Below are 14138 nucleotides of genomic sequence, written 5' to 3' on the forward strand. Positions count from 1 at the left end.
GAGGTTTGGAGGGGGGCGGGAGAAGCCTTTCTCCAGAAAGGTTCTCCCGCCCCCCTCCAATTCACCTCGCTACGAGACCGCTACGCCTCGATCTTCGTGCCGAGGAGCTTGAGATAAAGAGCCATCCACTCGGGATGCGCGGGCCACGCCGGGCCGGTGACGAGGTTCCCGTCGACAAAGGCGTTGGTCGCTGTCGCGTTGGGCTCGCACCAGACGCCTCCGGCGTCCACCACATCGGGCTTCACGGCGGGATAGGCCGTGCAGGAACGCCCCTTGAGGATACCGGCGGAAACCAGCATCTGCTGGCCGTGGCAAATCGCCGCAATGGGCTTCTTGGCCCCGTCCATCTCACGGATGATCTCAATGACGCGCGGATTCAGGCGCAGATACTCGGGAGAACGACCGCCGGGCACGACGAGCCCGTCATAGGCGGCGCAATCCACAGCGTCGAAATCGGCGTTGATCATAAAATTGTGGCCGCGTTTTTCCGTATAGGTCTGATGCCCCTCAAAATCGTGCACGGCGGTGGCGATGACGTCGCCCGGCTTCTTGCCGGGGCTGACCACATCGACATCGTGACCCACCATCAGAAGCATCTGATACGGGACCATGATCTCGTAATCCTCAACAAAGTCACCAGCCAGCATCAGTATTTTCTTTTTTGCCATATCGTTTGCTCCTTGGTTCGGTTTTATAAGCGATTCTACATCGGGCATACGCGAACACGCAAGGATAAAGCATCCAAAATCCCCGGTGCGCAAGGATAAATACCGATTTCTCTTGACAGCGGGAAAAAGAGAGGCTATTTGAACTCCTGCGGAAGAAAGAGGCGACTTTTTCTTCTCATCCTGTCTGACCGCGACTGAGCGGTCCTACTGGGGTGGCCTGAGACGGCCCCCTTTTTTTTATGCCGAGCCCCTTTTTTATACCTAAGAATGGGGCAATACGGAGAACATCAAGACGCATGAGTCAACCCGATAGAATCGAATTCATCACCGAACTGGTCACCCCTCTGGCGGCTTCCCTCGGACTGGCTGTCTGGGGCGTTGAACTGGGCGGCGCCGCCCGCCCCATCGCCCGGATTTACGTCGACGTCCTTCCCGGCGCCGAACCCGCCCCTTCCGAAAAGGCCTCCGACGACGATCTGCTCCCGCAGGGCGTCACCATCGATCAGTGCGCGGAACTGTCGCGGCTCGCGGGTCTCGCCCTCGACGTGGAAGACCCCTTCGCCACCAACTGGACGCTCGAAATTTCCTCTCCGGGGCTCCAGCGCCCCTTCTTCAAAATCGACCAGTTGAGAAATTACGTAGGACGCGAACTGGAAGTCGTGCTTGCGGCACCGCTTGATACCTGGCCGGGGCGCAAGAAATTTTCCGGAGTCCTCGCTGCCGTCGCCGACGAGGAATTCACGCTCAGCCTGCCCGACACCAGCCGGAAGGCCGAAGAGCCTGAAGAAGTCACCATCGCCTGGCCCTTTGTGCGCAAGGCGACCCTCGTCCACCATTTCCCCGAACCGGGCAAGAAGCTCGGCGGCAAGAAAGACTCCAAAGATTCCAAGGGTACACGCGGAGGCGCTGCATGAATTTGGAACTGAAAAAGGCCATCGACCAGATCAGCAAAGACAAAGGGCTCGATCGCGACATGCTCGTGGATACGCTTGAGGACGCCGTCCGCACTTCCGTTATCCGCAAATACGGCGAGAACATCGACGTCGAAGTCAGCTACAACGACGACACCGGGGAAATCCAGGTCCACCAGTTCAAGATCGTCGTTGACGACGTGGCCGATCCCGATACCGAAATCGACATCGAAAAGGCCCGCGAACTCGATCCTTCCGTGCAGCTCGACGACGAAATCGGCTTCCCCCTCAAGGTGACCGACCTCGGGCGCATCGCGGCCCAGTCCGCCAAGCAGGTGATCATCCAGCGTATGCGCGACGCCGAACAGGAACTCATCTATGAAGAGTTCAAGGACCGCGTGGGCGAAATCTGCAGCGGCATCATTCAGCGCCGCGACAAGGGCGGCTGGATCATCAACCTCGGCCGGACCGAAGCCATCCTTCCCAAGGAAGAGCAGATCCCCCGCGAGCATTACAAGCGCGGCGATCGCGTGCAGGCCCTGATCATCGAGGTCAAGAAAGAAGGCCGCGGCCCGCAGATCGTCATTTCGCGTTCGCACCGCGACTACACCGCCGCCCTCTTCCGCCGCGAAGTGCCGGAAGTCGACGACGGCACCGTGCAGATCATGGGCGTCGCCCGCGATCCGGGCAGCCGCGCCAAAGTCGCCGTGCTCTCCCGTGAACGCGACGTCGATCCCGTGGGCGCCTGCGTTGGCGTGCGCGGTTCCCGCATCCAGAACATCGTGCAGGAACTCCACGGCGAACGCATCGACATTGTGGTCTGGAGCCCCGAAATTTCGACCTATGCCCGCAACGCGCTGGCTCCGGCCGTGATTTCCCGCATTGTGGTCGATGAGGCCGAAAACCTCCTCGAAGTCACCGTGCCTGACGATCAGCTCACCAGCGCCATCGGCCGCAAGGGGCAGAACGTCAAGCTCGCCGCCAAGCTGCTTGGCTGGAAAATCGATATTTTCACTGAAACCCGCTACAACGAAACCAACGCCATCGGCCGCGGGCTCGAGCAGGTCGCCAGTGTGGCCGAAGTCTCCGTGGACAGCCTCGTGAGCGCCGGATTCACCACGCTGGAACAGCTCCAGGATGCGACCGATGAAGAACTGTCCGAAAAGCTCAGCCTCTCGGACAGCCGTATCGGCGATTTGCGTGCGGCTATCAACTTCCTCTCTCCCGTAGTGGGCGAATCGGCTGACAAGGCCGATGCCGATGCGGACAAGGCCGACGAAACGGCGGCCGGGGAAGACGAATAGCATGGACCGGGGGCATGTGCCCACCCGGATGTGCGCCATATGCAGAAGGCGCATGCCCAAACAGGAGCTCGTGCGCCACGTTCTGTCCCCGCAGGGGGGGGAATTTCTGGTCGATGAGAGCCAAACCCAGCCCGGACGCGGCTGGTATGTATGCTCGGAAACGGCCTGCCGGGAAAAATTCCGGCGGTTCCGCACAGGCGGGCGGAAGCGTAAGGGAGATTAGTGCATGACTGAAGACAAGACCAAGGTGAAAGACCTTGCGACAGAACTTGGCGTACCGACCAAGAATCTTTTGCAGGCGTTGCGTGAGCTGGATATTCCGGCGAAAAGCACTTCCAGCAACATTGCTGCGGAGGACATCGATCGCGTGAAGAACCATCTGAAAGACTCCGCCACGTCCGAACAGGGCGACCGCCGCGAAGTACAGCCCGGCGTCATTGTCCGTCGCCGCCGCCAGTCCACCGAGGACGTTGCGGCCGAAGGCGAAGAAGCGCCCCGCGCGGAACGCAGGGCCCCGCGTGAAAACCACACGCCCACGGCCCGCATTGTCAGCGTGCCCGGCGCGTCCGAGGCACAGGACGCCGCACCCGTCCCGTCTGCGGAACCCGAAGCGCCGGCCGCTCCGGAAGTTTCCGTGCAGGAACCGGTGAAGGATGCCGCCGAGGAAAAGCCCGCTCCGGTTGCCGAAGCCGACAAGGCCGACGACCAGAAGCCGCGCCAGCCGCGCGACAACCGGCAGAAAAAGCGCTCCGGGCTGCGTGAAGCCGCCCCGGTCGCCAAGGTGATCAGCCGTCCTCAGGACATCGCCGCCGCAAAGGCCGCTGAGGAAGCCGCTGCAAAGGTCGCCGCCGAAGCAGCAGCCGCTGCCGCGAAGGCTGCCGCCGAAGCCGCTGCCGCCGCAAAGAAAACTGAAGAAGCCGAAAAGCCCCGCAAGGCGCAACCCGCCGCCTCCGCGCGGCCCGAAGGCTCCTCCGCGCCTTCGCTGCTGCCTCCGGTCTCCGAAGGCAACCGTTCCAGCTCTTCCGATGGCGAGGACGACGATCGCCGCGATCGTCGCAAACCACGCCGTCCCCAGGAACCGGCCACGCCGCAGGTCCGTGTTATTTCCCGCCCCGACCCCGCGGCCGTAGCCGCCGCACGTACGCAGCAGGCCGCCCAATCCGACGGGCGCGACAACCGCAATGCCGGACGCGACGGTCAGGCACGGGACGGACGCCCCGGACAGCCGCGTGATGGGCGCCCCGGACAGGGGCGTGACGACAACCGCCCGGCCCGCACCGGCTATCAGGGCCCGCGCCCTGCCGGCGGCGGAGCTCCCGGAAACTTCACTCCCGGTGCCACGCCCGGCGGCCCGCTCCCGGACCGTGACGGCCAGAGCAAGAAAAAACGCAACAAGACCGCCCGCCGTACCGTCGATTTTCAGGACACCGCGAACAACGGGCGCCGCCGCAGCGATGATATGGATGATGTGCCGCGCAGAGGCGGACGCAGACGGCCCAAGGCCAGCCGCGTTGTTTCTCAGGCCACCCAGCCCCTCAAGGCCGTCAAGCGCAAGATCCGCATCGAAGAAGCCATCCGGGTGGCCGACATGGCTCACCAGATGGGCCTGAAGTCCAATGAAATCATCAAGGTGCTGTTCAACCTCGGCATCATGGCGACCATCAACAAGGCGCTGGACATCGACACGGCATCCGTCGTAGCCGCCGAATTCGGCTATGAAGTGGAAAAGGTGGGCTTCGCCGAAGAACAGTATTTGGCCGATCACCGCACCGAAGATTCGCCTGAGCAGCTCAAGCGCCGTCCTCCGGTCGTGACCATCATGGGCCACGTCGACCACGGCAAGACCTCGCTGCTCGACGCCATCCGCAAGACCAACGTGACCAGCGGCGAAGCGGGCGGCATCACGCAGCACATCGGCGCGTACCACGTGAAGACCAAGCGCGGCGAAATCGTGTTCCTCGACACGCCCGGCCACGAAGCGTTCACCGCCATGCGTGCCCGCGGCGCGCAGGTGACCGACCTTGTGGTGCTGGTCGTCGCCGCCGACGACGGCGTCATGGAACAGACCCGCGAAGCCGTGAACCACTCCCGCGCCGCCGGCGTGCCGATCATGGTTGCGGTCAACAAGATGGACAAGCCCACGGCCAACCCTGACCGCGTGCTTCAGGAACTCGCCTCCCTCGGCCTCGTGCCCGAAGACTGGGGCGGGGACACCGTGGTCTGTAAGGTTTCCGCCAAGACCCGCGAAGGCCTCGACGAAATGCTCGAAATGCTGGCCCTCCAGGCCGACATCCTCGAACTCACGGCCAACCCTGACAAGCCGGCTCGCGGCCACATCGTGGAAGCCAAGCTCGACAAGGGCCGCGGCCCCGTGGCGACCGTGCTCATCCAGGAAGGCACGCTCCATCAGGGCGACACTTTCGTGTGCGGCGTGTTCAGCGGCCGCGTGCGCGCCATGTTCAACGACCAGGGCCGCAAGGTCAAAGAGGCCGGGCCGTCCATTCCTGTGGAAGTGCAGGGCTTTGAAGGCGTGCCGGAAGCCGGTGAGGAGTTCATCTGCCTTGAGGACGAAAAGCTGGCCCGCCGCATCGCGGAAAGCCGCGCCGTCAAGCTGCGTGAACGCGAACTCGCCAAGCAGTCCCGCGTGACCCTCGAAACCTTCCTGTCCCGCAAGGCGGACGATCAGGAAGCGCTCGTGCTCAACCTCGTCGTCAAGTCCGACGTGCAGGGCTCCCTCGAAGCCATCGTGGATGCCCTCAACAAGCAGAGCACGGAAAAGGTCCGCATCAACATCATCCACGGCGGCACCGGCGCGATCACGGAATCCGACATCCTGCTGGCTTCGGCTTCCGACGCCATCATCATCGGGTTCAACGTGCGTCCCACGGCGAAAGTCAAGGAAATGGCCGAACACGAAAGCGTGGACATCCGTTTCTACGACATCATTTACAAGCTCGTGGACGAAATCAAGAGCGCCATGGCCGGTCTGCTCGCTCCCGTCAGCCGCGAGGTGTACCTCGGCCAGGCCGAAGTGCGCGAAGTCTTCTCCGTGCCGAAGGTCGGCTCCATCGCGGGCAGCCATGTCGTCGACGGCAAGCTCACCCGTAATGCCAGCGTCCGTCTGCTCCGCGACGGCGTGGTCGTGCACAACGGCAAGATTGCCTCGCTCCGCCGCTTCAAGGACGACGTCCGCGAAGTCCTCAAGGGCTACGAGTGCGGCATCAGCCTCGAAAACTTCAACGACATCAAGGTCGGCGATGTTATCGAAGCCTTCGAAATGGTCGAAGAAGCCGCTACGCTGTAGTGGCATGGAATAGATGAAATTGGAGGGGGGAAGGGAGAAACTTTCTGAAGAAAGGCTTCTCCCTCCCCCTTCAAACCTCCCCTCTCCCTCTCCAAAGACTTTCGTATGCGGGCGTCGGTTCCGGCTTTGTTCTCAGTAACGGGCCGATCGGCGCCCCTTCCTTTGGTTGGATGATTCAAAGTCGATATATATCTTCACAAAATGGACAGGCTTTTTCTGTAACATGCAGCCTGTTACATGCAAGAAACGCATCAAACGGGCGTCATGCGGAAAAGCCCCTCTCGGCTCCTCAAACCAGAAAAAGCTACGAACAGGGATTCGATAACGTCAAAAACCTCTGGGGGCGGAGGGGGCGGGGCCTTTCTCCAGAAAGGTTCCCCCCCGAGCATCTTCTCAATGAGAAATCCTCCTCAAAGGGCTTGCGTTTCTGCGTGGTTCCATTATTCCAGAAAGGTAGCACAGAACGATTTTACCAACGGATTGAATCATGGTCATCGCAGTCCTTACCGTCGAGTACCACCTGCACGGCAACGACTCCCTCAAGGGAAAGCGCCGTGTCGCCAACAGCCTCAAGCAGAAGGTGCGCAACACGTTCAACGTCGCCATCGCCGAATACGGCACGGAGGATTCCCTGACCCGTCTCCGGCTGATGGTCATTTCCCTGAGCAACAGCGAGCAGCACCTGCAATCGCGGATGGACAAATGCCTCGCCATGATGGAGGCCGTGTGTTCCGAAGAGATGGTTTACAGTGACCTGGAATTCATCAATGGGGATTGATACAGTGTACGAACAAGACATGCAGACGGCCCATATCATCCAGCCCGCCGAGGAAATGGCGGCGATCATCCAGCAATTCGACAACATCGTCATCGTGGCGCACGGCAGCCCCGACGGGGACGCCATCGGAGCCACCGGAGCCATGGGCTCCTTGGTCAAGGCGCTCGGCAAGCGGTTCGTACTCTATAATGCCACCGGCATCCCCGACTATCTGGAGTGGGTCCCCCTGCCCGGAAAGCTCGTCACCAAGCCCTCCGCCATCCCCTTCAAGCCCGGCCTGATCATCGTGCTGGACTGCGGCGACGCCTGGCGCATGGGCAAGGAACTGCTCGCGGTCTTTCCCGAGTATCCTTCCGTCAATATTGACCACCACCTCGGCAATCCCATGTTCGCCTCCCTCGGGAACTGGGTGGACCCCGGCATGGCCGCCACGGGCCAGATGGTGGCCGCCGTCGCCGACGCCGCTGGCGTGCCCCTCACCGGGGAACTGGCCCAGTGCGTCTACCTCTCCCTCGTCTCCGACACGGGTTCCTTCACGCACGGCAACACCAGTGCGGCGGTCTTCACGCTTGCCGCCCGCCTCGTCGCCAACGGCCTTGACGCCGCCGCCATGCGCGAAAAGCTCGACAACCAATGGTCCATGCCCAAGACGAAGCTCTGGGGCAAGCTCATGCAGACCCTTTCCCTTGAATGTGACGGCACGGTAGCCGTTTGCCCCGTCACGATGGAGGAAATCGGCTCTTTCGGGGCCGTGCGCGAGGATCTGGAGGGCTTTGCCGAACAGATGCGCCGCATCAAGGGCGTGCGCGTCGCCGTGCTCATCCGGCAGGACCCCGGCAACCGCTGCAAGCTGAGCCTCCGCTCGTCCGGCAGCGATGACGTACGCTCCGTGGCTGCCCTCTTCGGCGGCGGCGGGCATCTCAACGCCGCGGGAGCCACCATCGACGATGCCGACATGGACGCCGTGACCAGACAGACCATAAAAGCCATTCAAGACATCACGTTTGGAGCGGGGAAAGAAGAGAAACGTTGAGGAGGGAAGAGGCAACCTTTCTAAAGCAAACTTCCCTCCCCAGACATGCCAATGCGGGCCCTCCCCTCATTTAGCCAATACTTTCGGCCTGTTCGAATCCCTGAGATCTTTCGAGCCGTGAGCGAACTCCCAAACTATTGAGCCGCACACAGGCAAGCACGCTTTGTCCTCAATGCATTCCCATAAGCAAAGGCCCATTCCGTAACATCGGAATGGGCCTTTGTATTCCGGAGGGAACGCTGGCGCGCAGCCTCCCCACCGTCGAAAGCCTTGGGAAAGGAAGGGGTCCGGGGGAGGAATAACCCTTCTCCAGAAGGGTTATTCCTCCCCCGGTTCTCTCACATTTACTTCTTGGCTTCAGGCTTGGCGTCAGCCTTCGGAGCGGCGGTGATGGGTTCCAGCTTGACGGGCGCGAAGGTCACCTTGGTCTTGTCCATTTCGGCGATCACGTCCTTGGTCACATCGGACTTGGGATCGAACGCGAGGAGGCCTTCGGCGTTCATGATGACCGAGTAGCCGTTCTTGGTGCGGAAGTCTTCAAGGGTCTTCTGCATCAAGCCGTTGATCTGCTGCACAACCTTCTGCTGCTCGGCATTGACGATCTGCTGGTAACCAACAAAGGTCTTCTGGAAACGGGCGCGGAGGGCTTCATCGTTGGGAGCCTTTTCGATCATGCCCTGGGCCGTCTTGAGCTGTTCCTGCATGGCGGCTTCAAGCTGCTTCAGGTGTTCGATGCCGGCCTTGCCGGGTTCGCTTTCCTGGAAAAGGCGGGCCGGATCGACCACGGCGATTTTGCTGGCGGCGCAGCCGGTCGTCGCAAATACGAGCATGAGGCACAGAGCGATAGCGCTGATAGTACGCATGGAAACTCCATTCGCAAAGAGGTTCAACGTCGCCGCAACCCGGCGACTGGGGACTTTCCACAGGAAAAATCCCGTCCAAATGATCATCTTACCTTTTTTCCCCGCAAGCCACAATCCACAACAAAAGACGGGATCGCGGGGCGATCCCGTCGGCTTTCCGGTATGGCGGAAAAAGTTGCCCGTACTTTGCGCAAAGAAAGGGCGCTCAGCCCAGCATGGAAAAACGCTCGCGCGACTTGAGAACCTTCGCAAGGAACGCCTTGGTTTCCCGCGAGGAAAGCTTCTTGAGGAGCGTGTTCCGCACCTGCTCCGGCGTCATGGCATTGATGGCCTCAAAGGCGGCATCACGCGACTTGCCGAACGTCCGCAACATGCCGCCGGTACCGATATTGTAGGCGGCGATGGCACAGTACTCCCTGGATTGGGGATCGGCGATCGCGCTCAGATGCCGGTTCTGCAAGAGATACATGTACGCTGTGCCGTACTTGATGTTCGTCTCGGGATGCAGCAGCAATGAAGGGGATGGCTTGCCGGTGCGGCCGAGCCAGCGGTGCACTTCTCCGCCAGCCGTGTCCGGCACCACCTGCATGAGGCCATGCGCCGAGCGGTTGCTGATCAGGTCAGGGTCGAAATCGCTTTCGGTGTAGATGATCGCAAATACCAAATCCGGCGAAAGATTGTAACGGTCGGCATACTTCTCCACGACCGGGCGGTACTGCTCGGCCTGACGGCGCATGGAGGCGGTCAGACCGGAAAGCTGCCGCAAGTCGCCAAGCAATTTTTCCGTACGCTCAAGGACTTCAGGGGCCAGCTCGAAAGCCTGCTGGCTGCCGTTCCAGCGCAGGGGCAGATCATCAAAATCCAGCTGTTTGCCCAGCACATCGAGATGGGCGGGTTCCGCCTGATTGATGCGGGGCATATTCGAAAACAGTTCCGCGCGGGGAACAAAATCGGCCTGCTGGGGTTCCGTGGGGGCGGCGGTCAGCATCGCCGCAAGGGATGTACTGGTCGTTTCCAGCTTGACCGGGATGCTCCCGTGCAGCGGGCGCATGGTTACCGTACCATCGCTCTGCACCTCCAGAACCGGAAAACGGTCCCCGGAAGCGGCAAAGGGCGTTGAAGGGAGATTCTGCTTCATGGCTTCCCGAAACTGCTCAGGAATATGAAGCAGCGGGCGGGGCAGAGGGTTTTCCCCTTTGGCCCGGCTGGTCGCTCCGGTGACGGGCTCAAGGCTCTGATTGCTTCCGCCGGGCACAAAACCCGTCACAAGGGCAAGCAGGGCCAACGTGCCTGTCACAGAAACAGCATATCCTGCCAATGGGTTACGCATAGAAAAACTATCCTCGACTGTTTGGGTCCAGCCGGAAAAAAGGCTTCTTTCCAGCTCATAGGGCGCGCCGTAAGGGTATAGCAAAGAGCGTGCCATAGCTCTTCTTAGATGAAAAAAACGGATCCGGAGGGTTTGAGCGCCCCACGCGGCCCATGAACGGACCCCACAAAAAAAGCCCCTTTTCCGTGGGGAAAAGGGGCCGGAAGCCATTTCCGTCCTATGAGGCGAGAAGTGAGACGCTATGCCGCTTTCGAGGCTTCCCCCATCGAGAAGTCACGGATTAAAAACGGAGCGCGCCCATAAACAGGATGAGGCACACGACAAGCCACCCCCCACGTCCAAGGCATGACGCATGGGAGGGAGGGCTGGAGAGGACTCATTTTACCGCGTAAAAATCCTTTTTTGTATCATTTTTTGTACTCTAATACAAAATTGCCACTCTAATGGTACAATATTTTATACACTAATAAGAATGATTTTCTTTAAATAAAATCTATCATGGGTCCCACAGAATCCGGGACAACATGGAAGCGATCCCGCCCTACGGCTTCCGGGCAAATACCCTTCCGCAGCCCACCTTCTACTGCCGTCCACCGCAAGCGGCTTCGTCCATAACCCAAATCAGCTCGCCACCCTTCGGCCGCACGAGCTGCACGGGCAAAGAGGCAGGCGCCAGCAGATCCAGCGCCTTGCCGAGCGGAGGGCGCTTCCCCTCCCCCGTCGCCAAATACAGGCAGCAGCGGGCCGCGTTGATCATCTCCAGCGTCAACGTGATGCGACGGCTCTCCGGCTTGGGGGCCAGATGTTCGGCCACGGCAAAACCGGTCAGGCGGCCCGAACGCAACGCCTCGGGCGCCAGCAACGGGCTGCCGGGGAACAGCGAAGCGGTATGCCCGTCGTCCCCCATGCCGAGCAGGGCGCAATCAAGACGAGGCATCCCCTGTTCCGCCGGAACGTGTTGCCGCAAAAGTTCCTCATAGGCCACGGCTGATTCGCCGGGATCGATTTCGCCGTCCATCGGATAGATTTCCGCCGCCGGGACATGCGCCAGCAGCTCCTGATTGGCCGCACCGTAATTGCTCGCGGGATGATCCGGAGCGACACAGCGTTCATCCACCCAAAAAACGCGGGTGTGCGCCCAGTCGACCCGCGCCGCCCACGCCTCCGTGCGCAACAGCCGGAACAACGTCAACGGCGTGGAGCCTCCGGACAGGGCCAGCGTGAAGACGCCGCGCCGGGATACGGCCTCCGCACAGCGGGCGGCCAGCAACCCGGCGGCGCATGACGCCACGCCGTCCGCATCGGCCCGGACATACGTTTCAAGATGAAGCCCATCCAATGGATTATCCGTTTTGCTCTGGAGCATCGCTCTTGTCCTCTTGCTGTAGGGTTGGCTCTTTCACCTTGCGGGGATTGCGCAATTCCACGGGCACGGTTTCGTTCTCGCGCAGGTGCACATCCATTTGCGGGAAAGAGATTTCAATGTTGGCCTCGGTGAACTTTGCGTCAATGACTTTTCGGATGTCCGAGGCGATGCCGCTGCCGTGCAGGATGTCCCCCACCCAGAACCGCAGCCGGAAATCCAGCGAACTGGCCGCGAAATCGTTAAACAGAACCACCGGCTCGGGATAGGTCAGGACCTTCTGGTGCTCTTTCGCCACCTGTTTGAGCAGCTTCTCGACAAGCTGGATATCTGACCCGTAGGCCACGCCCACAGCGACCTCCTGCCGGACCATGCGCCCGTTGCGCGTCCAGTTGGTGAGCTTGCCGGACAGAAATTCCGCGTTGGGCACGAAGATGACGGCATTGTCGAACGTCTCCACCTGCGTGGACCGGATATTGATGCGCCGGACAATGCCGTTGACGCCGCCCACATCAATCACGTCGCCTTCGCGCAGGGTCTGCCCGAAGATGACCAGAAGCCCGCTGACGAAGTTGTTGATGATGTTCTGGAGGCCAAAGCCGATGCCTACGGACAAGCCGCCGGCGACCACCGCGATGCTGGTCAGGCTGAACCCAAGCGCGCTCAGGGTGTATAAACCGAACAACCCCCACAGGAGATACGTGAACCCGGCCTGAATCGGCCCCACAAGGCTGCGGTCAAGGCGCATGGAATGCGCGGGCAGATCCGCAATGAACGACCTCCCCACCGAAATGAAAGAGCGGGTCACGTAGAACGCGCTGACGATAAACAGCACCTGAAGCATACTGAATGAGGTCTTGCCCACGCTCACGTCCATGTTCGCCAAGTGCGTCAGCAGGAACTCGCCGCCGGGATAGGCCAGAATCCAGAGCCCCGTTGCCGCCGTCGCCAGCACGAGCATGGCGGGAAGCGCCAGAGCCAGCAGGAACCCGCTGAACAAAGCCTTCACCCCTTCCTGCGGCATGTGTTCGGCAATGACATTCATAAGCCGCATAAAGCCCACCGCCTGCTGCACGCACACGGCCACCGCCGCATACGCCACGCATACCAGAATCGACAGCCTCCCCCATCCAATCAGGGTCATGAGCACGGCGATCCAGAGGATAACGGCCTGCCCTTTCAAAAGATTGATGACCAGCGGGAACGGGATGTCCGGCAAAGGGCGCTTGTAGTCACGCCACAGAGTGACGAGCGACATCAGCAGCCAGATGCCGCCGAGAATCGGGCCGGGCAAATTGAAAAACAGGAGGAGAAGCCCGCCGAGCAAAGGGGTGAACAACGGCCACAGCGGCGAGCGCAATTGGAGATCGCTCCGCTGGAATGTATACAAGTCCCATGCAAGCGCCATCTGCCCAAGGCTCAGGAGCAACGTGCCGATGATGGACAGGACATGGTACGATCCGCTCGGGGACCACGCCGCGAAATGGAACGTGAAGCCAAAGGACAGCCACACGAAGCTGTGCCCGCACATCTTGGTCCAGCCCGTACGCAAGGACTCGGGCCATTTCCTCGACATGCGGCGCGACACGAAAATAAGGCCGTGCAGCGGCAGGATAAGCACGATTGCGCGCAGTATGACGCCGAGCCACCCGGCGAGGGTCCACGGCAGTTCCGCGTTCATGCGGACGGAGAAGGTCTCCTGCAACGCATTGATACTTTTCTGGATATTAAGCCATGAATCCACGTCGTAAATCTTGCCCGAGCGCTGGAGATAATAATCCTGCCACAACCCGGGAATGGACTTGGCAACCCGCCCGGTCAGGGAGGTGATGTTTTCCTGCAGCTTGCGGGCGGGAGCGAGCACGCGGCTGATGCGGATCTGAACCGTATTCAGCCGCCCCTGCGTCTGCGCAAGATCGCTCAAAAAAGCCTGCAATTCCGGAGAAATGTCCGTTTCATCCTTCGAGGGGGCGGAGTCCTGCTCCAAAAGGGAAATTTCACTGAGCCGGCTTTTCAGCGTGTTCAGCGTGCCTTCCAGCGGTTCCAGCACATCCGAGAGATTGTCGTTCAGCCGTGCCAGCCGCTGCTGGACGACGGACAGTTCTAGCGGCAACCCCCTGCTCACGCGGGAAAGCGTCATGAGCCGCTGGTATTCTTCCTCAATACCGCTGAGCGCCGCATTCAACTTGCGGGAGGCATCCGGCAGGCGTTTGGTCAAGGCCACGGTTTCCGCATCAATGGCCCCGAGCTCCTCCACCCGGTTTTGGAGCAGCGTAGTCCAGACATCCTGCGTCGGATCGGGTACGGGTTTCGGCGTGCTCGCGGGCGCATCCGTTTTCTGTCCGGATGCCGGGGCAGTATCCGCAAAGGCCGCGCAAGGCAGGGCAAGACTCAAGCAAAGAAACAGGGAAACAAGTCGGGAGGCATTCATACAGCGGCGTTCCGTTCGGCTAGAGTATGTTCGACGTTCCCGGAACATACCCCGCGATCCTTCCGCTCGGCAACCACTGAGAATGTGAGGGAGGGAAAGGAGAACCGGGGAGGGGAGAAGGGGCCTTTCTGGAGAAAGGCCCCTTCTCCCCTC

General features: G+C 60.8%; 11 protein-coding genes. 6 read left to right on the forward strand and 5 right to left on the reverse strand.

All coding sequences use genetic code 11. The features are described 5' to 3' along the window. Positions 1–80: 80 nt before the first annotated feature. A complete protein-coding gene (locus T370_RS0118525; protein WP_005025062.1) occupies positions 81–668 on the reverse strand; it encodes a DJ-1/PfpI family protein in 588 nt (195 codons plus the stop codon). Positions 669–964: 296 nt separating this feature from the next. Between T370_RS0118525 and T370_RS0118530 the strand changes: the two genes are divergently transcribed. From T370_RS0118530 to T370_RS0118555, 6 genes are all read left to right on the forward strand, one after another. Continuing rightward, positions 965–1582, forward strand: coding sequence for a ribosome assembly cofactor RimP (locus T370_RS0118530; protein WP_005025060.1), 618 nt, complete (start codon positions 965–967; stop codon positions 1580–1582). Continuing rightward, the gene (nusA, locus tag T370_RS0118535) at positions 1579–2883 is read left to right on the forward strand and encodes a transcription termination factor NusA (protein ID WP_005025057.1); all 1305 of its coding nucleotides are present in this window, start codon (positions 1579–1581) and stop codon (positions 2881–2883) included. The genes T370_RS0118530 and nusA overlap by 4 nt, the downstream gene beginning before the upstream one ends. 28 nt (positions 2884–2911) lie before the next feature. Continuing rightward, positions 2912–3106 (forward strand): YlxR family protein, encoded by a 195-nt coding sequence (locus T370_RS0118540; RefSeq protein ID WP_255344675.1) that lies wholly within the window; start codon positions 2912–2914, stop codon positions 3104–3106. 3 nt (positions 3107–3109) lie between these two features. Then, complete coding sequence (gene infB, locus T370_RS0118545; protein ID WP_029436626.1) at positions 3110–6187, forward strand: translation initiation factor IF-2; 3078 nt, start codon at positions 3110–3112, stop codon at positions 6185–6187. Between the two features lie 487 nt (positions 6188–6674). Continuing rightward, positions 6675–6965 carry a DUF503 domain-containing protein gene (locus tag T370_RS0118550; protein WP_005025051.1) on the forward strand — a complete coding sequence of 97 codons (291 nt, stop codon included), beginning with the start codon at positions 6675–6677 and terminating at the stop codon, positions 6963–6965. After that, positions 6955–7998 carry a DHH family phosphoesterase gene (locus T370_RS0118555; RefSeq protein WP_051643907.1) on the forward strand — a complete coding sequence of 348 codons (1044 nt, stop codon included), beginning with the start codon at positions 6955–6957 and terminating at the stop codon, positions 7996–7998. Before T370_RS0118550 ends, T370_RS0118555 begins: the two co-directional genes overlap by 11 nt. 344 nt (positions 7999–8342) lie before the next feature. On the opposite strand, the gene T370_RS0118560 is transcribed toward T370_RS0118555, so the two are convergent. From T370_RS0118560 to T370_RS0118575, 4 genes are all read right to left on the reverse strand, one after another. Further along, positions 8343–8861 (reverse strand): OmpH/Skp family outer membrane protein, encoded by a 519-nt coding sequence (locus T370_RS0118560; RefSeq protein WP_029436628.1) that lies wholly within the window; start codon positions 8859–8861, stop codon positions 8343–8345. A gap of 205 nt (positions 8862–9066) precedes the next feature. Further along, positions 9067–10158 carry a transglycosylase SLT domain-containing protein gene (locus tag T370_RS0118565; RefSeq protein WP_005025045.1) on the reverse strand — a complete coding sequence of 364 codons (1092 nt, stop codon included), beginning with the start codon at positions 10156–10158 and terminating at the stop codon, positions 9067–9069. 613 nt (positions 10159–10771) lie between these two features. Further along, the gene (gene pgl / locus T370_RS0118570) at positions 10772–11557 is read right to left on the reverse strand and encodes a 6-phosphogluconolactonase (RefSeq protein WP_029436629.1); all 786 of its coding nucleotides are present in this window, start codon (positions 11555–11557) and stop codon (positions 10772–10774) included. Continuing rightward, the gene (locus tag T370_RS0118575) at positions 11535–13985 is read right to left on the reverse strand and encodes a mechanosensitive ion channel domain-containing protein (RefSeq protein ID WP_034507054.1); all 2451 of its coding nucleotides are present in this window, start codon (positions 13983–13985) and stop codon (positions 11535–11537) included. The genes pgl and T370_RS0118575 overlap by 23 nt, the downstream gene beginning before the upstream one ends. Positions 13986–14138 lie beyond the last annotated feature (153 nt).

This window comes from Bilophila wadsworthia ATCC 49260 (assembly GCF_000701705.1).
Taxonomy (GTDB): Bacteria; Desulfobacterota; Desulfovibrionia; order Desulfovibrionales; family Desulfovibrionaceae; genus Bilophila; species Bilophila wadsworthia.